This window comes from Devosia algicola (assembly GCF_028816455.1).
Taxonomy (GTDB): Bacteria; Pseudomonadota; Alphaproteobacteria; order Rhizobiales; family Devosiaceae; genus Devosia; species Devosia algicola.
On the sequence record NZ_CP118246.1, the window covers coordinates 869,920 to 889,873 of the forward strand.

Consider the following 19,954-nt stretch of genomic DNA (forward strand, 5'->3'; position numbering starts at 1 on the left):
ATGGTGGGTGTGAAGATCAAGACGCCAAATGATCGCAACGTCGGTCAGTCGATGTGGCGCGGCTCTCGGCTGAAATGCCCCCATTGCGGCAGCGGCCATATGTTTTCGTCCTACCTCAAGGTCGCCAAAACCTGTGACAACTGTGGTGAGGAACTGCACCATCACCGCGCCGACGACTTCCCTCCCTACATAACCATCGTTATCGTCGGGCACCTTCTTATCGGCATCATGCTGCACATGGAAATGACTTGGCAGGTCGCCCCGGCCGTTTATCTTTATACTCTGGGTCCACTGGCCATAATCCTGCCCTTGCTCATGCTGCCATCGGTCAAGGGCGCCGTGGTGGCCATGCAATGGGCTAACCGCATGCACGGATTTGATCCCGCCTACCGGGGTACATGACAGCACTGGAACGCCGCTTCTTTGATCGCGACGCCGTTTCGGTCGCGGCCGATCTTATCGGCGCAACCCTGCTTGTAAATGGTGTTGGCGGTCACATCGTCGAAACCGAAGCCTATACGCCCGACGATCCCGCCTCCCATAGCTTCAACGGCCCGACGCCGCGAAATCGCGCCATGTTTGGTCCTCACGGCCACGCCTATGTCTACCGCATTTACGGTATCCATTGGTGCCTCAACTTTGTTTGCCACCCCGCCCATGCCGTATTGATCAGGGCTTTGGAGCCACTAGCAGGACTTGAAACAATGGCATACCGACGCGGCCTCGATAAGCCGCGTCTGCTTTGCGCGGGCCCGGGTCGCCTGGCGCAAGCCCTCGGCATCAATGGCACATTTGATGGTTTGCCGCTCGACCAGCAACCTTTTCAGCTGCAACCGCCGGTGCTTTCTCACTCGATCACCGCTGCGCAACGCATCGGCATATCCAAGGCTCGCGAACGCGACTGGCGATTTTGCCACACCGGCTCTCGCTTCCTGAGCAAACCACTGCCGCGTGCAACAAGCAGTTGACAATTTCCGTCAAATCCGTAGTTTGCGGCCAAATTCCAGCGCTGCGGATTTCGTGGCGCTTATTGCTGTTTAGAGGACACCCAAATGGCCAAAGCCGCTTCCGTCAAGATCAAGCTCGTGTCGTCGGCTGATACTGGCTTCTACTATGTTGCAAAAAGAACGCCCGTACCCAGACCGAGAAGGCTCTCGTTCCGCAAGTACGATCCAGTCGTTCGCAAGCACGTCGAATTCAAGGAAACCAAGATCAAGTAATCTGGTTTGCCTGTATGACAATCGCAAAAACCCCGCATCGGCCGATGCGGGGTTTTTGTTTGCTCTGTGACGTGAGCAGGAATGCTGTGTGACGTGGATGTCGCTCTCAATGCTAACACTATGCTAGCGAATTGTGGCCGAAAGATAGTGAGTGGCTGATCCGGGGTGGCATGTCGAAGAGGCCACTCTGTCCACGTCCGGACCAGCCGCCCTACGGACCCGGGCGTTGCGGCGGACCTGGGTTAAACCGTAGGGAACTCGTGAACCCTGCCGCTTGAACCGCGACAACGTTCGTTAAGGCCAACCTACTTGCAGCCACGCCGAACACAAGGAAAACCAGCCCACACGGGCGGCTAATCCTTTGTTAAGTATAAGAAATAACCCTAATGAATAAAGTTAAGCCGCATCGAACACGACCCGGTTCCGGCCTTCGCGCTTGGCGCGATAGAGCGCGACATCGGCCCGCTTCATCAGCGACTCCGGCGTATCCGAGGCACTATCATTAAGCGCCACGCCCAGTGACACCGTCACCGTCAGGCACTTGCCCGCCCCGATATCAAAGGGTTTTTCGGCCATGGCCGCCCTCACCCGCTCCGCGATACTCTCGGCCTGCTCGACATCAGTGTCGGGCATCAGCACCACGAATTCTTCCCCGCCAAACCGGCACGCCAGGTCCACACCCCGAATGTTTCGCTTCATCCGCTGGGCAAACTCACGCAGCACGATATCACCCGCGTCGTGCCCGTGACGATCATTGACCTGCTTGAAATGGTCGATATCAAGCATCATCACCGCCATATCGCGGTTCTGTTGTTGCGCCTTGCCCAGCATCAAGGCGATATGGCGATCAAAATATCGGCGATTGTACAACCCAGTCAGATCGTCGGTCACCGCCATCGCCATGGTGTTGTTGACACTCTCGCGCAGGCTCCACCGCATAGCGGTGCCGCCTGATTTGCGTGGTAACGCGTGCCGCCAATTCGTTCCGCTCAACCGGGCGCGAAATGAAGTCATTAATGCCCAGATCAAGCGCCCGCACTACCTTGGGACGATCAGCATCGTCCGCCATCAAAATGATCGGCAATGTTCGGGAATGTTCGAGCGTCCGGATTTGCGAGCAGACCCGCAACGGGTCAAAATCCTCAAGCGCCATCGAAACAAGCGCGAGTTCATAATGAGCGCCGGTCACTTGAAATACAGCATCGGCGGGTTGCGTCAGTATGTCGACGGCGTGTTGGCGGCTCAGATGGTTCTTGATCCGCTCCGCATGGCGCATGTCGGTATCAATAATCAATATCGAGCCGCCCCGCGCGTCGATCTCATCCATGGCCCGAATTGAGTCTTCAATGGCAATCTGCTGTCCCGTGGTGGCACGCGCACGCAACTCGTCCGTCAGAGCCTTCAGCCTCACAAGGCTTTTAACACGCGCCATCAGTTGCACGTCATCAACGGGTTTGGTCAAAAAATCATCCGCCCCCACCTCAAGACCCAGCACGCGATCAGACGGCTGATCGAGCGCCGTAATCATCAGAACGGGAATATGGTGGGTTTTCGGGTTTGCCTTCAGTCGGCGACACACCTCAAAGCCATCCATGATCGGCATCATGACATCGAGCAACACAATGTCGACATCGGAGGTTGCACAGATGTCCAGCGCAGCAGCGCCGCTGGTTGCGGTTACGACATCAAAATATTCGGCGCTAAGACGGGCTTCCAGCAGGCGCACATTGGTTGGAATATCATCAACAATCAGTACGCGCGCTGTCACTATCGGCCTCATTCAAGTTCGTCTATACACTCACGCCCCGCGGCCCATGCGGGCGCATGGCAGCGAGTTGGACACGCCATGATCGCTAGCGATCAAGCTGGTCCAATGTAGCGCGCAATGGTTTCCAAAAAGTGATGTACCGAAATCGGTTTGGAGATGTAACCCTCACAACCGCCTTGCAAAATTCGCTCTTCGTCACCTTTCATGGCAAAGGCCGTGACGGCGATGACGGGTATGTGCGCAACCTCGTCATCGTCCTTGAGCCACTTGGTCACCACCAGCCCTGAAACCTCGGGCAATTGAATGTCCATCAGGATCAGGTCGGGGTGATGCGCCTTGGCGAGATCAAGCGCCTCCAGTCCACTGCGGGTCTGGATGACGGAATATCCGCGCGATTCGAGCAGGTCGTTGAAAAGCTTCATGTTGAGTCTCGTTGTCTTCAACGATCATAACGGTTTTGGCCATTCATCCTCTCTTGCGCCGTGCTGGCGTCGCTGGCACTTCGCAGTGCCGCCTGTTTCAGCTACCATGAAATCTGTTACAAAACCTGAAATGAGACTATCCGTGATGGCGTCGGACCACTCCAATCTGCAAACCAGCACAATTGCAGAGCTTTGCTTGGGCTATCTGGCCGAAAACCCCGAAGATCTCGCCAGATTCATGGGTCACGCCGGCTATGATCCCAGCACCCTGCGACAGGCAATCGGCACCATGGATCTTACAAATGGCCTCATCGATTATTTTGCTTCAAATGAACCGATTCTGCTCGCCTTATGCGCCAACGCGCAAATTCAGCCGGAAAGTTTCATGCGCGTATGGCACAAATTGAACCCGGTCGGCTAACACCATGACCGGGCAGGCCTTTCTCTGCCGTGACTGCCTCGACATCGGGGAAATCGCCGATTCGGTTGATCGTTGCCCAGCCTGCGGGTCGCCTCGGTTACTGCGCCATCCCGAACTTTTTGCGCTATCGGTGTCGCACATCGATTGCGATGCCTTCTATGCGTCGGTCGAAAAGCGCGACAATCCGGCCTTGGCCGACAAGCCACTGATTATCGGCGGCGGCACCCGCGGCGTTGTGGCCACCTGTTGCTACATTGCCCGGCAAAGCGGTGTGCGCTCGGCCATGCCCATGTTTCAAGCAAAAAAATTGTGCCCAAACGCCACCATCATCAAGCCGAATATGGCCAAATATGTTGGCGTCAGCCGCCAAATTCGCACAATGATGGACACACTGACACCGCTGGTCGAACCGATTTCGATCGACGAAGCCTTTCTTGATCTTTCGGGCACGGAGGCGGTCCATCGTGCGCCACCGGTGTTGGTACTGGCAAAGTTGATGCGCGAGATCGAAGCCAAATTGGGAATCACGGTTTCGGTAGGCTTGAGCCACAACAAGTTTCTGGCGAAAATTGCCTCTGATTTGGATAAGCCCCGTGGCTTTGCCGTTATCGGCGTGGCTGAAACACTCAGTTTTCTGGCACCAAAACCGATTAATTTGATCTACGGCGTCGGCAAGGTTCTCACCGAAGCGCTGCGCCGTGACGGTTTTGTTTCCATTGGTCAGTTGCAGCAGCACCCGGCCGATGACCTGATACGCCGATATGGCGAAACCGGCGCCCGTCTGGCCCGTCTGTCACGCGGTCAGGACGTTCGGCGTATTTCGCCGACCCGCGAAGAAAAATCGGTCTCATCCGAGACCACATTCAACCATGACCTTAGTGCGTTTGAGCCATTGTCCACCGAACTTTTGCGCCTGTGTGAGCGTCTCTCGGAGCGCTTGAAGAGCAAAAATCTGACCGCGGACACTGTCACGTTGAAGTTGAAATCCACAGGCTTTCGCTTGCGCACACGGGCACGCCACTTGATGATCCCCACCCAACTGGCCAATATCCTCTATGAAACCGGACAACAACTCTTGGCGCGTGAAATCGATGGAACAGCATATCGGTTGATCGGCATCGGCGTCTCCGGCGTACATGAGGCAATCCAGGGCGATCCGACGGACCTGTTGGAACCGGCGATAGCGCGCAAGGCCGCAGCAGAACGTGCTATGGACCGTGTGCGCGGACGATTTGGGCGCGACGCGGTTATACGTGGAAAACTATATCGACCCAAGACCGACCACGTGGGCACCAGTTCCACGGACGAAACCGAAGGTAAGGCAAAATGACGACTCCGATCGAAAAACTTCGCGAATATGGCTATGAGTTACCAACACCAAAGCCGCCGGTGGCCAGCTATGTTCCTGTCGTTAAGACCGGAAACCTGGTCTATGTTTCCGGACAGATTTCGAGCAATGATCAGGGCGTGGTTACCGGACTGCTGGGCGACACGCTAAACGTCGTCCAGGGCGGGAATGCCGCAGAACTTGCCATCCTCAATGTACTCTCCCAAATCGTTCATGGCGCCAGCGTGCAGTTGACCGACATCAAGCGCATCGTCAAGCTGACCGTGCTCGTCGCCTCAACACCTGAGTTTTTTGAGCAGCATCTGGTCGCCAACGGTGCATCAAATCTGCTCGTCAGTGTTCTCGGCGACCGGGGACAACACACTAGGGCCGCGTTCGGCGTTGCCTCACTCCCCTTTGGCGCCGCCGTTGAAATAGACGCCGTGGTCGAAATCTAACTAAATATTCCGCCCCCCTAGCGACGTTGCCGCCATCACTCGCGGCGGCGGCTTGCGATGGACATAACAGCGACACGAGGCGCTAAAAATATGACTGACGAAGCACTTTTTCCGCGCCCAATCGCCCACCGTGGTCTGCACGACCGTGCTAACGGCATTATCGAAAACACCGCCGCCGCCTTTGAGGCAGCCATTGCAGAAAACTACTCCATAGAGTGCGATTTGCAACTGACCAGCGACGGCGAGCCGGTGGTATTTCACGATGATGCGCTAGAGCGCTTATTGGGTCTGGATGGCTTGGTTGCTGATATCGATCTGGCGACGCTGTGCGCCACCCCGTTACTCGACAGCCGCGATCAGGACTGCCCGCTTCGACTGGCAGACTTCCTCGACCTGATCCAGGGGCGGACCCTGTTGCAAATTGAGTTGAAACGGCAGCGCGATAGCGACGCAACGCATCTGCTGGCGCGCACTGCCGCCGAACTCATCAAGTCATATGAAGGCCCGGTCACCATTGAATCATTCGACCCGGAACTGATCACGCTGATCCAACGGTTCGGTTTTAATGGTCCGCGCGGCATCATAACGTTCGATTACGCCGAGTCCGGCGCTACTCAATCGATGTCCGAGGAACAGCGCTATCAGTTGCGCCATTTGCTTCATTGGCATCAGACGCAATTTGATTTCATATCCTGCGAAAAATCCGCATTGATGCTGCCTGCGATCAAATTCTGGCGCGAGCCTTGGCAAACCGGTGACTTGCTGGACCGTCCGCAGCGATGCCGAAGCGCAGGCCGCGCAAGACTGGTGCGATCAGATAGTTTTTGAGGGGTTCAAGCCCTAAAAATCAAGCACATCACCGTGACGGCATCTACCGCCGGACTGGCAATACCGAGCCAACAGCACTATCTTGGCACTGTTGCCAATGTGCTGGATCTTGCGTGACCGCTTCTGCCATTTTTACCGCCACCATCTATCCCTCGACCGCGGAAATTTCGGCCGCGAAGTGGAATCGGCTTATTCCGACCACGGACGGGCGAGCCGATAACCCCTTTCTGGATCACGCCTTTTTTCTGGCACTGGAACAGTCCGGATGCGCGACCGGTCAGACCGGCTGGCAACCGCAACACATTTTGCTAGAGAACGATGCCGGGCAAACGGTCGGCTTGATGCCGCTATTTCTAAAATCCCATTCGATGGGCGAATATGTCTTCGATCACGGTTGGGCCGATGCCTTTGAACGAGCGGGCGGCGCCTATTATCCAAAATTGCAATGTTCAGTGCCGTTCACGCCGGCCACGACGTCAAAACTACTGGTGCCCTCGCACGATCCAATCATCAGCGGTGCTCTTCTGGACACGGCACAACAATTGGCAACGCAGCGCGGCGCATCATCCGTTCACCTGACATTCCTGCCCTCTAACGAGGCACAACTGGTCGAGCATGACAGCTGGCTGAGGCGCGTTGATACCCAGTTCCACTGGCATAACGACAATTTTGACACCTTCGACGACTTTCTCGGCACGCTGGCATCGCGCAAGCGCAAAACCATCAAACGCGAACGCCGAGACGCTTTGGCGGATGGTCTGACGGTAAAATGGCTGACAGGGTCCGATTTGATGGAACATCATTGGGATGCCTTTTACGATTTCTACGAGGACACCGGAGCGCGCAAATGGGGACGCCCCTATCTGAACCGTGAATTTTTCTCGCGACTCAACCAGACGATGGCAGATCAAATCGTCCTGATTCTGGCCTATGACGGCACCAAACCCATAGCGGGCGCGATAAATTTCATCGGCAAGGATCGGCTCTATGGTCGCAACTGGGGTGCGATTTGCGATGTCCCGTTCCTGCATTTCGAGGTCTGCTACTATCAGGCCATGGATTTCGCCATTGCCAATGGCTTGAAAATCGTTGAAGCCGGTGCCCAGGGGGAACACAAACTTGCCCGTGGCTATGCCCCCACAACCACCTATTCGGCCCACTGGATCGCCCATTCCGGCCTGCGCCACGCTGTCGCCGGTTTTCTGGAACAGGAACGGCTAGCCGTAGAACGGCAACAACAGCTATTGGAACAATACACGCCCTTCCGAAAGGGCGAACGAACAGATCACTAGGGCCGCACACTTTCTCGCGGGGGCGGATGGCGATATGAATGCCCTTGAACCACAAATCGGACATTTTTCATGAGCCTCTGGGATATCCCGATATTTGCGCTGCAGGCCTTCGTCGCCTTCATTGTGTCGACGTTGCTGTTTGATGCCCTGCATTATGTCTTGCATCGTTGGGAACAGTCGCGCTTCAAGCTGCTGCGCACTTTTTCATCATGGCACTGGGTGCATCACAAATTTCTCGGCCTCGATATGCAGATCAATCCTGCATATGCAAAACAAAATATCTGGCTTCATATCCTGCCCGAATATTTGACCTCCTTGGCTGGCACGTTGATATTTTTGCTGGTCTTTCCGTGGCCGCCTATCGCGCTCGTTGTTGCTATTCGCACCTTCATGCTGGTGGGCACGCTCAAGGAAGAGGGCCTGGATTTCAACCACATGTCCATGGATCGGGTCGGCGGCCAGCAGGGCCTGCTATGGGTCAACCAGAACTACCATGCAATGCACCATGTCTATCCGCACAATTTCTTCTCATCCTTTGTGAACATGTTCGACCTGATCTTTGGCACAACGTGCCAGATAAAGGGGCGGCACTTTCTGGTAACCGGCTCCAATGGCGCCTATGGTGCCGCCATGGTCGAAAAACTGACTGCACTTGGCGGCATCGTCGACACCGCCAAGTCCGGCGCCGACTTTGCGCCCGGTGACTATTCGGCCATGCAGGAAAAGCTGCAGCGCGCCGACGTTCTGGTGCTCGCCCACGGCGCCAAGACCGAACATTGCTGGGACGCCAACTACACCACCTTTGTTGATCTGATCGAGCAGTTTACGTCCATCGCCAAATCACGGCTCGCCCCGCCAGAAGTATGGGCCTTGGGATCCGAAGTCGAACTGCACGGTGATCTGGGCATGGACGAGCTAAAGGATTATTCGGCATCAAAGCGCGCCTTTGCGGCACGTGCTCGGCAGTTTTATTCAAGCCCGGACCTCATTTATCGCCATATCGTGCCGTCGTCTTTCACCTCGTCCATGGGCAAAGGCGCCATGAGTGCCAGGACGGCGGTCGCCATAACCATGTTCTTTGTCCGCCGTGGATTCAGTTACATACCCGTCACCCTGACGACCATGGCACTCTGGAACTATTTCCGCTTTCGCTATTTCCAGAAACCGCAGGCGCACGAGGCGCGACCAGCGCGATAACGTCCCCCTTGGCATCGCGTCGCGCGGACGCTAGCGTGCCGGTATCGCAACGCGGACACTGCCATGCAATATGATTCCAACAATATTTTCGCCAAAATGATCGCCGGTGAATTTTCGGCTCACAAGGTCGTTGAAACCGATTCAGCCCTGGTCATCATGGACGCCTTTCCACAGTCCAAAGGCCATGTGCTGATCATCCCCAAGGCCCCGTCTCGAAATCTTCTGGACGCCGACCCCGCAGTTCTCGCCGCAATAATGCCGCTGATCCAGCGCGTTGCCGTCGCCGTAAAGCAGGTAACTGGCGCCGATGGCATCCGGCTGGCCCAATCCAGCGAGGCTGCCGCGGGCCAGAGCGTTTTTCACCTCCACTTCCACATCATTCCGGTCGTTGAAGGCGCCTCACTGGGCACCCATGGCAGCGAGAAAGCCGACGACAGCGAATTGGCCGAACTCGCGAGCCAGATTGCCGCCGCATTGCAGTGACCCCTCTTTCGAAACTGTCCATTGGCCTGCTGTTGACGCTGGCGGCAGGCTATACTGACGCCATTGGCTTTGTCCTGCTGGGTGGCTTTTTCACTTCATTCATGAGCGGCAATACTACCCAATTGGGCATCGACGTGACCACGGGCATGTTCGACCACGTCGCAACGCTGCTCGCGCTCATATTGTTCTTTTTTGGGGGCGGCCTGACCGGCAGCCTGCTTGCTCACTGGAACAGTCGCTGGGCAAACGCGAGTGTAACCGCCCTGACCGGCGGCTATCTGGCGCTGGCCCTCATTCTATTCAGCGTCGGCATTCCTGCCGCTATCGCGCTATTGTTTCTGGCGGCGTCAGCCGGTTCCCAGAACGCCATCCTCCGACCAATTGGCAGCGCCAGGCTTGGCACAACATTTGTGACAGGCACATTGTTCATGGCCAGCCAGGAACTGGCTCGAACTCTGGTGGACAAGAACACAAACCCGGTCTGGATTCAGCATCTGGCGGTCTGGGGCGCGCTCCTGATAGGAGCAGTGTGGGGCGCTATTGTTCACGCCAAGTTTGGTATATCCGCCCTGCTCCTGCCACTCACACTTTATCTGATGCTATGCGCCCGATCAGTTTGGGTGGCGTTTAGGGCACAATGAGCGCCGCGATAAAAAGGCCGGGAACAGTGCCCCGGCCTCCCCTATTGGCTTCTGTCAAATTCAGGCTCTTTTGAGCAGCCTTGGACGATTTCTTGCGCGGACCAGGTATGGCCTTTGGCTTGGCTGGGCGCGGCGGTACCGCGATCAGTTCCAGCTTGGCTTCATCACCAACGCCGACGACGGCAACGGTTACCGTACCGCCATTGACCAGTTCACCGAACAGCACCTGCTCTGCCAACGGCTTTTTGACGTATTCCTGAATAACCCGGCCAAGAGGTCGGGCGCCCATCCGCTCGTCATAACCCTTCTCCGCCAGCCAATCGGCTGCTTCCGGTGTCAGATTGATGGTAACGCCGCGTTCGGCCAATTGACCCTCAAGCTGCAATACAAACTTTTCGACAACCCGGCGAACCACATCGCCCGGCAATGGCGCAAACGAAATAATGGCATCGAGACGGTTGCGGAATTCGGGCGTGAACAGACGATTGATTGCCTCTTCATCGTCACCTTGTTCACGCTTGCGACCAAACCCGATAGGCGACTTTTGAAGTTCCATTGCCCCGACATTTGAAGTCATGATCAGGATCACATTGCGGAAGTCCACGGACTTGCCATTGTGGTCCGTCAGCTTGCCGTGGTCCATCACCTGCAACAAGATGTTGTAGAGGTCAGGATGCGCTTTCTCGATCTCGTCCAGCAGCACGACGCAGTGCGGATGCTGGTCAACGCCATCGGTCAACAGACCGCCCTGATCAAACCCGACATAGCCCGGGGGGCGCCAATCAGGCGTGACACCGTGTGGCGCTCCATATATTCGCTCATATCAAAGCGTAACAGCTCGACCCCAAGCGTATCTGCCAATTGCTTGGCCGCCTCGGTCTTGCCTACACCGGTCGGTCCGGTGAACAGATAAGACCCAATGGGTTTTTCGGGTTCACGCAGGCCCGCCCGCGCCAGCTTGATCGCCGAGGACAAGGCGGTTATCGCCGCGTCCTGCCCGAACACGACCGTCTTCAGGTTGCTTTCGAGACTGGCCAGCATCTCGGCATCGGTTTTCGACACCGACTTTGGCGGGATGCGAGCAATCGTTGCAACGGTCGCTTCGATGTCTTCGACATCGATGATCGCCTTGCGCTTGTCCTCCGCCAACAGCATCTGGCTGGCACCGGTTTCGTCAATCACGTCGATTGCCTTGTCCGGTAATTTCCGGTCATTGATATAGCGGGCCGACAATTCCACTGCCGCGGTCAGTGCCTCATCAGTAAATTTGAGTTTGTGGAATTCCTCATAATAGGGCCGCAAGCCTTTGATGATCTCGATGGTGTCGACGATTGAAGGCTCATTGACGTCAATCTTCTGGAAACGACGCACCAGCGCCCGATCCTTCTCGAAAAACTGCCGATATTCTTTGTAGGTCGTCGACCCAATGCAGCGGATGGTGCCCGAGGCCAGCGCAGGCTTGAGTAGGTTGGACGCATCCAATGCACCACCCGAAGTTGCTCCAGCGCCGATCATCGTATGAATCTCGTCGATGAACAGCACCGCATTCGGATGCTTTTCCAACTCCTTCATCACCGCTTTGAGGCGCTCCTCAAAATCACCGCGATAGCGGGTGCCCGCCAGCAGCGAACCGATATCAAGCGCATAGATCACCGTTTCCTTGAGAACCTCAGGAACATCGCCTTCTGTGATCTTGCGGGCTAACCCCTCCGCAATCGCGGTTTTGCCGACGCCAGCGTCACCGACATAGATTGGGTTGTTCTTCGAGCGGCGGCACAGCACCTGTATGGTGCGCCTCAACTCAGTGTCGCGGCCGATCAGTGGATCGATCTTGCCATTTCGCGCCTTGGCGTTGAGATCAACGCAAAAGTCAGCAAGCGCCGAACTTTTGGCGCTTTCGGTGCGCCCGCCTTCGGTAGCGCCTTCCTCACCATCTTCGGTACCGTGGATCTTTCGATCAACGTTGGGGCCGGATTTGGTGATGCCATGGGAAATGAAATTGATGGCGTCGAGCCGACTCATATCCTGCTGTTCAAGGAAATAAGCTGCGTGGCTTTCCCGCTCGGCAAATATAGCCACCAGCACATTGGCACCCGTCACTTCCTCGCGACCCGAGGATTGCACATGGATAACCGCGCGTTGAATAACCCGCTGAAATGCGGCCGTCGGGCGCGCGTCCTGGCCGTTGGCAACGATCAGACTGTCCAGGCTCTTCATTGATAAAATCTTCCAGATCCCCCTTGAGGGCATCCACATCCACATCACATCCGGCCAGAACTGCGATGGTTTCACGGTCATCAGTCAAGGCAAGCAGCAAATGCTCAAGCGTTGCAAATTCATGCGACCGCTCGCGAGCCAGGTTCATTGCCTGATGCAGGGCTTTCTCAAGTCCACGGGAGAATGAGGGCATTGTCAGGCTCCTATTGTTTTTCCATCACGCATTGCAGCGGATGTTGGTTCTTGCGGGCGATATCCATGACGCGGGTCACCTTGGTTTCGGCGACCTCGTAGGGATAGACACCACACTCTCCCACGCCTTTTTGATGTACATGCATCATGATTTGAAACGCATCCTCTCGGGACTTGTTGAACACGTCCTGAAGCACCAGCACGACAAATTCCTGTGGGGTGTAATCGTCATTCAGTAGCAGCACCCGATAAAGGCTCGGGCGTTTGGTTTTGGGCCGGGTCTTTGTAACCGTTCCGGTTTCAAACCCGGTCTTGCCGTCGTCGGCATCGTCCTTGTCCGGTCCGGCACGCAAAACATCAGCTGCCTCGGGCAGTTTCCCGGGCCTACGCGGCGCATGGTGGACGGTCGGTCGTGTGGTCATGGCAAAGTGCCGATCGAGATAAAAGCGAAGCAGCCTAGTGAGACCATTATGTAGGCAAAAACCCGCCGGTGTTAAGGCCCTATCCTTCTCATATTTGTGACCACCAATTTTGCGCAGCAAAGTGCTGGCTGTCATCGCGTTGCCTGCGCCAAACGTAAAATCCACTACGGCATCGACAAAACTACCTTGCATTTTACGGATTCGTAACGGCCCACCGATAAGTTGCAACCAGTTTAGACGCGAAATTGGCTAGGGGCAGCCGAGTTCACGTCACGCGTAACCAGTTGTGTACGAACACAGAAGTGTTCGAGAGTTTGAGTTGGAGTACCGGGTGGCTTTTCAGGCGCAATCCCAATGGCGTGCAGTTTTTGCACGTGCCCTAGCGACCGCATTCATTTGCATGGCCGCACTGATCCCAACGGTGGTGCCGGTCCAGGCCATTGAAAACCTGCGAAAATATGCGGGTATCGTGGTTGATGCGAAATCCGGCAAAGTCATGTATGAGAGCGCAGCCGATAGCGCGCGCTATCCAGCGTCCGTGACCAAGGTCATGACGCTCTATATTCTGTTTCAGGAGCCTGTCGGCCGGCAACATCAAACTCTCCACCAAGATGAAGGTCTCGGCCCACGCTGCCGCAGCGGTCCCCACCAAACTTGGCCTGCGCGCCGGTTCGACCATTTCGGTGGAAGACGCAATCAAGTCGATTGTCACCATTTCCGCCAACGATATTGCGCGGGTTATCGCAGAAAACATTTCCGGCACTGAAGAAAAATTCGCCCAACGAATGACAGCCACGGCGCGGGCTCTGGGCATGCGCAACACCACCTACCGTAATGCATCGGGCCTGCCAGACGGGGCGCAGCGAACCACCGTGCGCGATCAGGCAATCCTCGGTATCGCCGTCTATCAGCACTTCCCCACCTATTATAGCTATTTCCAGACCCGCAGTTTTTCCTATGGCCGCAAAACCTATGGCAATCACAATCGGGTGTTGGGTTATATGGGGGCGGTCGATGGCATCAAAACCGGCTACATCAATGCCGCCGGCTCCAATTTGCTGACCGCCGCTCGCAAGGACAATCGCCATATCGTTGTCGTCGCATTCGGCTTCAACTCCTCCGCATCGCGCGATCAGAAAGTGCGCGAACTGGTCGCAAAATACCTGCCAAAAGGCCGTCGCGGCGACTATTTGCGCACCGCACTGATCCCTCAGCCGGGTCGTGAAGGCAGCACCCGTGTTGCTGTTGCCCAGACCGCGCCCGAAAATACCTTTGTCGAACCGATGCCGGTTCCGGGGTTCCGCCTTGCCGAGCTTGTGGCACAAAATGGCGCCCGGCCTGCCGCGCTGCCCCAGGCGGCACCCGCCACCGTGCAAGTTGCCAGTGTTGCGCCAACGCCCGCACCGATGCCAGCCGATCTTGGCCTGCAGCCCGCAGTGCAGGCGGCGAACATTTTGGCAGCACCATCTCAGGCACCACAGCCCGCTTATCCGTCCCAGGATGTCATTGGCGCATGGCTGAGCGATACCTACAAACTCGGCGCGCCCCCAACCGCCCTTGGACAAACAGCGCCCTCCGCACCCCTCCTTCCGCCCGTTGGGGTCAATAACGACCAGCCAGTAGATCTCATGACCAGCGGCAGCATTGCCGAAATCGACACGCCGACACCCGGCGGCTGGGTCGTACAGATCGGTGCCGCGCCATCAGAGGCCAGCGCTCGCTCCATGCTCAGCGATGCCACGGGCAAATTGGCAAGTCTCAAAGATGCGCGCTCTTACGTCGAGCGCTTCGAAAAGAGCGGTAAAATCTTCTTCCGCGCTCGCTTCACCGGTTTTGGTGGACGCGATGACGCGATCAATGTTTGCAGCCAGCTGAAGCAGCAAAAACTAAGCTGCCTGGCCATGCAGAGCTGAACCTGACGACCCCGCGCCGGAAAAAAGCCGGTCCGGCAATAATTCTTTCGACTTTTTGGTGCCTGTGTACGGAGTAGACCAATGAGTGAAGTGACGGCCCTGAGTGAACTGGCCAATTTTGTGGGTAAATCCGCCTTGTCTTCGGGCGACGCAGCCCTCACGCGCCAGACAATGAACGACATAATTTCGCGGATTCAGCCGCGTCCGGTCCGTCGCACTGTCGGCGACCTGTTAGGCGCTGTGCTGGCCCTGTCTGCCCGAACACGTCGGCATGGGCGCCCACGCACCCGCGTTGAACTCGATGTGTTCTCGCCCGCTGGTCAACGCGCCGTACGCATGAAGCTGGGCTACCACGAATAGGCTGACGACACCTGCCGCGAGCGAACGAGCCCGAGTAGGAAACAGCGCCTATATCAGTCCCAGCCGCACCAGATCGGCCGCAAGTTCTTCCGAGCCGGCATTACCGCCAGCAGCAATATCGGGCGGCGCATCTTTGCTGTCGAGATAGCGCCAACCCTGAAACGGGCGGCGCGGATAGGGAACCGTGCGGTGCAAATCCCTACTCATGATAATATCGCAGTAATTCTTGCCTTCCGCATCGGTATACGGCGTCAACCGCAATATCGGTTGCCTGCAGCTAATAAGACCGCCAATCACCCAGTATATCGAGGCAATGCCTTCAATCTCGCTGGCGCGCCGAGGCATCATCCGGGTGCGGTGAACATGCACCTCCTCACCATAGTCGGCGCCCCACCAGTGAGAGCGTTCGTTTCGATAGCTTTCAAGCTCCTCAACGCTGGAAACGCCCACGCACAGCTTCACGATGTGAATCATGCCAGAGTGCCTCTCGACACCGTTCCCTGTATTACATCGATCTCGTCGTCATCGAGGATCCACGGCTCCTTAAGCGCTTCGGCCCGCCACGCCTGAAACGCTGGGAGGCCATAAATGGCCTCAACATACTCGTTCAGCACGTCCGACATCGGCAGTTCATAAGTTCTCAAACGCGTCGCCAACGGCGCATACATCGCATCAGCCGCACAGAAATGCCCAAACAGGAACGGCCCGCCCGACCGGGCCAGCAAGCCTCCTAAAAGGGTTTCAATACGATGCAGGTCTTGCGCAACGACGTCGAGCGCCACTTTTCCAGGATGTGACGCGCGTAAATTCATCGGCGCGTTGCTGCGTAACGCCAAAAAACCGGCATGCATTTCCGCGCTTGCTGCCCGCGCCAGTGCACGCTCGGCCATGGATTGCGGCCAAATAGCCTTGTCAGGAAATTTGTCGGCCAGATATTCGATAATGGCAATGGTTTCGGGCACCACCAGATCGTCGTCGATCAAAACCGGGACCTTGCCCGTCGGTGAGCGTTCGTGCAGCGTTTCGCGCCAACGCGGTCCGCTCAATTGTAATAGCTCATCATCAAAATCAATGTCGAAATGAACAAGAACCAGCCAGGGGCGCAGCGACCACGTCGAATAATTGCGGTTGCCAATCAGAATTTTCATCCAACATCTCCTGCACAAAAAAGTAAGGGCGCCGGTGGCCGGGCGCCCTTACCATATTCTTGTAGTGAAAAACTCTGCGTACTAAACGCCAGCAACCACGGTAAGCACCAATCCCATCGACAATAAGCAAACCAGTGTCCAGGTTGCCGCTCGCCACATATTGGCCTTCGGTTGACTTCGCATGTGTGCTCCTTGTCAGCCGTTCACTCCGGATCTTCGCGATATGTCCCGCAAATCGCATCCGGTAGCAAAACGTTAACCGCGTCACAAAAGCTTTGCAAGCGGCGAAACTGCCACAACCCACCGTTTTGAAAACCCTTCGTTAACGACTGCACAAGCGAATCATTTCAATTGGACCTAGGCGTGGCCTGGCCAGAATGCTCATCAAAACAGCCCGAACCACAGCCCTGCAAGAGCCAAAAACACAAAGAATCCAACGACATCAGTCACAGTTGTAACAAACACTGACGAGGCAATCGCCGGGTCCGCCTTCAGCTTGTCCAGCGTCACCGGGATCAATATTCCCGCAGTGCCCGCAACAATCAAATTAATGACCATCGCCAGGCCGATAACAATTCCGAGCTGGATATTGCCGAACCGCAGGGCGGTGACGACCCCGATCAACACCGCGAAAATCAGCCCATTGACCAAACCAACGGCCATTTCGCGGGTAATGAGCCGACGCAATTTCCGGCCATCCAGTTGCCGCATGGCCAACGCCCGCACGGTAACCGTCATGGTTTGTGTGCCCGCATTACCCCCCATCGACGCCACGATTGGCATCAGCACTGCCAGCGCAACCATCTGCTCGATTGTTGCATTGAACAACCCAATGATCATCGACACCACGATTGCCGTCACCAGATTGACCACCAGCCACGGCGTTCGGCTCCGCACCGTATCGACCATATTGTCGGAAATATCTTCGTCACCGACGCCGCCCAGTCGCTTGATGTCCTCGTCGGCCTCCTCATGGATAACATCGACCATGTCGTCGACCGTCAACACCCCCACAAGCCGTCGGCTTTCGTCGATAACGCCGACTTCAACCAGATCGTACCGTTCAAAGTCGCGCGCCGCCTCTTCCTGGTCTTCGTTGGCATCCACCAGGATCACATTGGCATTCATGATTTCCTGGATGCGGCGTTGCCTGTAGGAGCGCAGAAACTTGTCTAGCGGTATGATGCCAAGGACATTGTAGGACACGTCGACCACGTAGATCTGGTAGAATTCGTCGGGCAAATCCTCCTCGTTTCGCAAATAGTCGATCGTCTGCCCCACCGTCCAGAATGGCGGAATGGCTATAAAGTCGGTCTGCATCCGCCGACCGGCGGATTCTTCTGGAAAATCGAGGCTGCGCTTGAGACTGAGCCGTTCGAACGTTGGCAGTGCCGAGAGCACTTCCTCACGGTCGCCATGCTCCATGTCCTCCAGAATGAAGACCGCGTCATCATTGTCCAAACCGCTGACGCCGCGTGCAATATCAGCATTGGGCAGCAGCTCCATCAATTCGGTACGAACCGATTCATCGACTTCGGTGAGCGCCGAAAAGTCGAACCGTTCGCCCAACTGCTTGACCAGCTCAAATCGCTCGGCCGCCTCCAGCGCTTCGAGCACATCGCCGGTGTCCGCAGAGTGCAGCGGACCCATCATATCCATCAATTCCGCAGAATCATGTGCACCCAAATGGGCACGCAACCGTTCTATCCAGATTGGATTGATATAGTCCGAGCTATCGCGCAGGCCGTTCGGATCTGCCCCATCCTCGTGATTGGGAGGTGTGCCGTTGTCAGTGCTCATTGGAGGCCCTTTGCTGGAGAGGGTTTGGGCTGGTCAAGGTGTAGCCAATCAATACAATTTTGACCAGCCGCAAGGCGCCATCCAGTCGCGATTTGCCAAACAAAATCAGGATTGAACATGACAGATGACACCGAGATGACGATTAAACGCCTTGAGAAGTTGACATCGGATCAATCGCTGCCCGATGTCTCCACTGGAACGAGCCTATCGCCAACCGGCGCTGAAGGTCTCGAAGGCAACCTTTGCCAGCCTGAAGGATGCCAATACCCTGGTATTGCAGTGTCCCGAGGAGCAAAAAATCCTGCTGCTCGAAATTGCCCCGGATATCTACTACGAAACTGACCACTATGTCGGCTGGCCTGCGGTGCTGGTGCGCCTTGATGTGATCAGTGACGACGAACTCGCCCTGCGGCTCGAAGATGCCTGGCGTCACAAGGCGCCTGCGCAAATCGCCGCCAAGCGGCCAACGCGGCCTCCCAAACGGGACTAGAGTCGCAAAAAAGCCGAGGCACCGCCCCGGCCTTGAACTCGTTTACGCAAGGAAATTTATGCCTCTGCGGGCACATCCTCCTTTTTGCGTTCAGCATATATGTAAAGCGGACGCACATCCTTGCCGTTGACCACCTCTTCGGAGATCACCACTTCCTGCACACCCTCCAGCGAGGGCAGGTCATACATCGTATCAAGCAGGATCGCCTCCATGATGGAGCGAAGACCACGGGCGCCGGTCTTGCGCTCGATTGCTCGCTGCGCAATGGCCTTGAGAGCATCTTCGTGGAAAGTCAGCTCAACTTCTTCCATGTTGAACAGACGCTGATATTGACGAACCAGCGCATTCTTGGGTGCCGTCAAAATCTCGATCAACGCCGACTCATCGAGGTCTTCCAGCGTTGCCAGCACAGGCAGGCGACCGATGAACTCGGGAATGAGACCAAAGCGCACCAGATCCTCTGGCGCCACTTCCGCCAGAATTTGTCCAACGCGCCGATCCTGAGGATCCTTGACCGTGGCACTAAAGCCGATGGAAGAGCCTTTCCCCGCGTGCCTGAATAATCTTTTCAAGCCCGGCGAACGCGCCACCGCAGATGAAAAGAATATTCGTTGTGTCGACCTGCAAAAATTCCTGCTGCGGATGTTTGCGCCCACCCTGGGGCGGCACTGAGGCAACCGTCCCTTCCATGATCTTGAGCAACGCCTGTTGAACGCCCTCGCCCGACACGTCACGCGTAATCGATGGATTGTCGGATTTGCGCGAAATCTTGTCGACTTCGTCGATATAGACAATGCCGCGTTGCGCTTTTTCGACATTATAGTCAGCCGATTGCAGCAGCTTCAGAATGATGTTTTCGACGTCCTCACCGACATAACCAGCCTCGGTCAACGTTGTCGCGTCGGCCATGGTGAATGGCACGTCGAGAATACGCGCCAATGTCTGTGCCAACAGCGTCTTGCCCGAACCTGTCGGCCCGATCAGCAGAATGTTGGATTTGGAAAGCTCGATATCCTGGTTCTTGGACGAGTGATGCAACCGCTTGTAGTGGTTATGCACCGCCACTGACAGCACCCGCTTGGCGCGGAACTGGCCAATCACATAGTCATCGAGAACCTTGCAGATATCTGCGGGTGTTGGCACACCGTCGGAGGACTTGACCATCGAGGTCTTGTTCTCTTCTCGAATGATGTCCATGCACAGTTCAACGCATTCATCGCATATGAATACGGTTGGGCCGGCGATCAGCTTGCGAACCTCGTGCTGCGATTTACCGCAGAACGAGCAGTAAAGCGTATTCTTGGAGGTTTCGCCGTTTGTTGTCTCTTTGGACATCCTGGTACTCCCGGGAGCAA

At 56.2% G+C, this 19,954-nt stretch carries 20 protein-coding genes and 5 pseudogenes; 15 read left to right on the forward strand and 10 right to left on the reverse strand.

Annotated elements, in window-relative coordinates; all coding sequences use genetic code 11:
* The 3 genes from PSQ19_RS04560 (at window position 1) to rpmG (ending at window position 1,220) form a co-directional block, all read left to right on the forward strand.
* Window positions 1–402 (forward strand): DUF983 domain-containing protein, encoded by a 402-nt coding sequence (locus PSQ19_RS04560; protein ID WP_282219794.1) that lies wholly within the window; start codon window positions 1–3, stop codon window positions 400–402.
* Window positions 399–968 carry a DNA-3-methyladenine glycosylase gene (locus PSQ19_RS04565; RefSeq protein ID WP_282219795.1) on the forward strand — a complete coding sequence of 190 codons (570 nt, stop codon included), beginning with the start codon at window positions 399–401 and terminating at the stop codon, window positions 966–968. Before PSQ19_RS04560 ends, PSQ19_RS04565 begins: the two co-directional genes overlap by 4 nt.
* An 84-nt stretch (window positions 969–1,052) precedes the next feature.
* Window positions 1,053–1,220, forward strand: coding sequence for a 50S ribosomal protein L33 (gene rpmG, locus PSQ19_RS04570; protein ID WP_282219796.1), 168 nt, complete (start codon window positions 1,053–1,055; stop codon window positions 1,218–1,220).
* A 396-nt stretch (window positions 1,221–1,616) separates the two neighbouring features.
* Here rpmG and PSQ19_RS04575 read toward each other — a convergent pair.
* Both PSQ19_RS04575 and PSQ19_RS04580 read right to left on the reverse strand, forming a co-directional pair.
* Window positions 1,617–2,988, reverse strand: a pseudogene (locus PSQ19_RS04575) (PleD family two-component system response regulator).
* Between the two features lie 92 nt (window positions 2,989–3,080).
* Window positions 3,081–3,453 (reverse strand): annotated as a pseudogene (locus PSQ19_RS04580) (response regulator).
* Between the two features lie 102 nt (window positions 3,454–3,555).
* Between PSQ19_RS04580 and PSQ19_RS04585 the strand changes: the two are divergent.
* The 8 genes from PSQ19_RS04585 to PSQ19_RS04620 all read left to right on the forward strand — a co-directional run bounded on the left by PSQ19_RS04585 (window position 3,556) and on the right by PSQ19_RS04620 (window position 10,057).
* Window positions 3,556–3,831, forward strand: coding sequence for a DUF3572 family protein (locus PSQ19_RS04585; protein WP_282220610.1), 276 nt, complete (start codon window positions 3,556–3,558; stop codon window positions 3,829–3,831).
* A gap of 4 nt (window positions 3,832–3,835) precedes the next feature.
* Window positions 3,836–5,161, forward strand: a complete 1,326-nt coding sequence (locus PSQ19_RS04590) for a DNA polymerase IV (protein ID WP_282219797.1) — start codon at window positions 3,836–3,838, stop codon at window positions 5,159–5,161.
* Window positions 5,158–5,616 (forward strand): RidA family protein, encoded by a 459-nt coding sequence (locus tag PSQ19_RS04595; protein WP_282219798.1) that lies wholly within the window; start codon window positions 5,158–5,160, stop codon window positions 5,614–5,616. Before PSQ19_RS04590 ends, PSQ19_RS04595 begins: the two co-directional genes overlap by 4 nt.
* Window positions 5,617–5,706: 90 nt before the next feature.
* A complete protein-coding gene (locus PSQ19_RS04600; RefSeq protein ID WP_282219799.1) occupies window positions 5,707–6,444 on the forward strand; it encodes a glycerophosphodiester phosphodiesterase family protein in 738 nt (245 codons plus the stop codon).
* A 113-nt stretch (window positions 6,445–6,557) separates the two neighbouring features.
* Window positions 6,558–7,736 (forward strand): GNAT family N-acetyltransferase, encoded by a 1,179-nt coding sequence (locus PSQ19_RS04605; protein ID WP_282219800.1) that lies wholly within the window; start codon window positions 6,558–6,560, stop codon window positions 7,734–7,736.
* Window positions 7,737–7,805: 69 nt separating this feature from the next.
* Window positions 7,806–8,933, forward strand: coding sequence for a hypothetical protein (locus PSQ19_RS04610; protein WP_282219801.1), 1,128 nt, complete (start codon window positions 7,806–7,808; stop codon window positions 8,931–8,933).
* A gap of 63 nt (window positions 8,934–8,996) precedes the next feature.
* Window positions 8,997–9,416 (forward strand): HIT family protein, encoded by a 420-nt coding sequence (locus PSQ19_RS04615; protein WP_282219802.1) that lies wholly within the window; start codon window positions 8,997–8,999, stop codon window positions 9,414–9,416.
* Complete coding sequence (locus PSQ19_RS04620) at window positions 9,413–10,057, forward strand: YoaK family protein (protein ID WP_282219803.1); 645 nt, start codon at window positions 9,413–9,415, stop codon at window positions 10,055–10,057. Before PSQ19_RS04615 ends, PSQ19_RS04620 begins: the two co-directional genes overlap by 4 nt.
* Here the strand turns inward: PSQ19_RS04620 and PSQ19_RS19685 are convergent.
* The 4 genes and pseudogenes from PSQ19_RS19685 to clpS all read right to left on the reverse strand — a co-directional run bounded on the left by PSQ19_RS19685 (window position 10,044) and on the right by clpS (window position 12,888).
* Complete coding sequence (locus PSQ19_RS19685; RefSeq protein ID WP_407649140.1) at window positions 10,044–10,472, reverse strand: hypothetical protein; 429 nt, start codon at window positions 10,470–10,472, stop codon at window positions 10,044–10,046. The two genes, PSQ19_RS04620 and PSQ19_RS19685, sit on opposite strands and share 14 nt — an antisense overlap.
* Window positions 10,473–10,559: 87 nt before the next feature.
* Window positions 10,560–12,079 (reverse strand): annotated as a pseudogene (locus tag PSQ19_RS19690) (AAA family ATPase); the annotation flags it as partial.
* A gap of 10 nt (window positions 12,080–12,089) precedes the next feature.
* Window positions 12,090–12,467, reverse strand: a complete 378-nt coding sequence (locus tag PSQ19_RS19695; protein ID WP_407649081.1) for a Clp protease N-terminal domain-containing protein — start codon at window positions 12,465–12,467, stop codon at window positions 12,090–12,092.
* A gap of 10 nt (window positions 12,468–12,477) precedes the next feature.
* Complete coding sequence (gene clpS / locus PSQ19_RS04630) at window positions 12,478–12,888, reverse strand: ATP-dependent Clp protease adapter ClpS (RefSeq protein WP_282219804.1); 411 nt, start codon at window positions 12,886–12,888, stop codon at window positions 12,478–12,480.
* A 400-nt stretch (window positions 12,889–13,288) separates the two neighbouring features.
* Here clpS and PSQ19_RS19700 point away from each other — a divergent pair.
* The 3 genes and pseudogenes from PSQ19_RS19700 to PSQ19_RS04640 all read left to right on the forward strand — a co-directional run.
* Window positions 13,289–13,444 (forward strand): annotated as a pseudogene (locus PSQ19_RS19700) (D-alanyl-D-alanine carboxypeptidase); the annotation flags it as partial.
* Window positions 13,445–13,466: 22 nt separating this feature from the next.
* Window positions 13,467–14,801, forward strand: coding sequence for an SPOR domain-containing protein (locus PSQ19_RS04635; protein WP_407649141.1), 1,335 nt, complete (start codon window positions 13,467–13,469; stop codon window positions 14,799–14,801).
* Window positions 14,802–14,882: 81 nt separating this feature from the next.
* Window positions 14,883–15,161 (forward strand): hypothetical protein, encoded by a 279-nt coding sequence (locus tag PSQ19_RS04640; RefSeq protein ID WP_282219806.1) that lies wholly within the window; start codon window positions 14,883–14,885, stop codon window positions 15,159–15,161.
* 48 nt (window positions 15,162–15,209) lie between these two features.
* Here PSQ19_RS04640 and PSQ19_RS04645 read toward each other — a convergent pair whose 3' ends face one another.
* The 3 genes from PSQ19_RS04645 to mgtE all read right to left on the reverse strand — a co-directional run bounded on the left by PSQ19_RS04645 (window position 15,210) and on the right by mgtE (window position 18,109).
* On the reverse strand, window positions 15,210–15,635 hold the full coding sequence (locus PSQ19_RS04645; RefSeq protein ID WP_282219807.1) for a DUF1489 family protein: 426 nt from the start codon (window positions 15,633–15,635) through the stop codon (window positions 15,210–15,212).
* A complete protein-coding gene (locus PSQ19_RS04650) occupies window positions 15,632–16,309 on the reverse strand; it encodes a glutathione S-transferase family protein (RefSeq protein WP_282219808.1) in 678 nt (225 codons plus the stop codon). Before PSQ19_RS04650 ends, PSQ19_RS04645 begins: the two co-directional genes overlap by 4 nt.
* A 384-nt stretch (window positions 16,310–16,693) precedes the next feature.
* Complete coding sequence (gene mgtE, locus PSQ19_RS04655) at window positions 16,694–18,109, reverse strand: magnesium transporter (protein WP_282219809.1); 1,416 nt, start codon at window positions 18,107–18,109, stop codon at window positions 16,694–16,696.
* 184 nt (window positions 18,110–18,293) lie between these two features.
* Here mgtE and PSQ19_RS04660 point away from each other — a divergent pair, with 184 nt between their 5' ends.
* The gene (locus PSQ19_RS04660; protein ID WP_282219810.1) at window positions 18,294–18,599 is read left to right on the forward strand and encodes an MmcQ/YjbR family DNA-binding protein; all 306 of its coding nucleotides are present in this window, start codon (window positions 18,294–18,296) and stop codon (window positions 18,597–18,599) included.
* A 56-nt stretch (window positions 18,600–18,655) separates the two neighbouring features.
* On the opposite strand, the pseudogene clpX reads toward PSQ19_RS04660, so the two are convergent.
* A pseudogene (gene clpX / locus PSQ19_RS04665) lies at window positions 18,656–19,934 on the reverse strand (ATP-dependent Clp protease ATP-binding subunit ClpX).
* Between the last annotated feature and the right edge of the window lie 20 nt (window positions 19,935–19,954).

Coding starts and splice junctions, on each gene's coding strand:
- PSQ19_RS19695 (WP_407649081.1), bottom strand. CDS start 12,467: ATGCCCTCATTCTCCCGTGGACTTGAGAAAGCCCTGCATCAGGCAATG.
- PSQ19_RS04660 (WP_282219810.1), top strand. CDS start 18,294: ATGTCTCCACTGGAACGAGCCTATCGCCAACCGGCGCTGAAGGTCTCG.
- PSQ19_RS04645 (WP_282219807.1), bottom strand. CDS start 15,635: ATGATTCACATCGTGAAGCTGTGCGTGGGCGTTTCCAGCGTTGAGGAG.
- PSQ19_RS04590 (WP_282219797.1), top strand. CDS start 3,836: ATGACCGGGCAGGCCTTTCTCTGCCGTGACTGCCTCGACATCGGGGAA.
- mgtE (WP_282219809.1), bottom strand. CDS start 18,109: ATGAGCACTGACAACGGCACACCTCCCAATCACGAGGATGGGGCAGAT.
- PSQ19_RS04565 (WP_282219795.1), top strand. CDS start 399: ATGACAGCACTGGAACGCCGCTTCTTTGATCGCGACGCCGTTTCGGTC.
- PSQ19_RS04650 (WP_282219808.1), bottom strand. CDS start 16,309: ATGAAAATTCTGATTGGCAACCGCAATTATTCGACGTGGTCGCTGCGC.
- PSQ19_RS04595 (WP_282219798.1), top strand. CDS start 5,158: ATGACGACTCCGATCGAAAAACTTCGCGAATATGGCTATGAGTTACCA.
- clpS (WP_282219804.1), bottom strand. CDS start 12,888: ATGACCACACGACCGACCGTCCACCATGCGCCGCGTAGGCCCGGGAAA.
- PSQ19_RS04640 (WP_282219806.1), top strand. CDS start 14,883: ATGAGTGAAGTGACGGCCCTGAGTGAACTGGCCAATTTTGTGGGTAAA.
- PSQ19_RS04600 (WP_282219799.1), top strand. CDS start 5,707: ATGACTGACGAAGCACTTTTTCCGCGCCCAATCGCCCACCGTGGTCTG.
- rpmG (WP_282219796.1), top strand. CDS start 1,053: ATGGCCAAAGCCGCTTCCGTCAAGATCAAGCTCGTGTCGTCGGCTGAT.
- PSQ19_RS04610 (WP_282219801.1), top strand. CDS start 7,806: ATGAGCCTCTGGGATATCCCGATATTTGCGCTGCAGGCCTTCGTCGCC.
- PSQ19_RS04585 (WP_282220610.1), top strand. CDS start 3,556: ATGGCGTCGGACCACTCCAATCTGCAAACCAGCACAATTGCAGAGCTT.
- PSQ19_RS04560 (WP_282219794.1), top strand. CDS start 1: ATGGTGGGTGTGAAGATCAAGACGCCAAATGATCGCAACGTCGGTCAG.
- PSQ19_RS04615 (WP_282219802.1), top strand. CDS start 8,997: ATGCAATATGATTCCAACAATATTTTCGCCAAAATGATCGCCGGTGAA.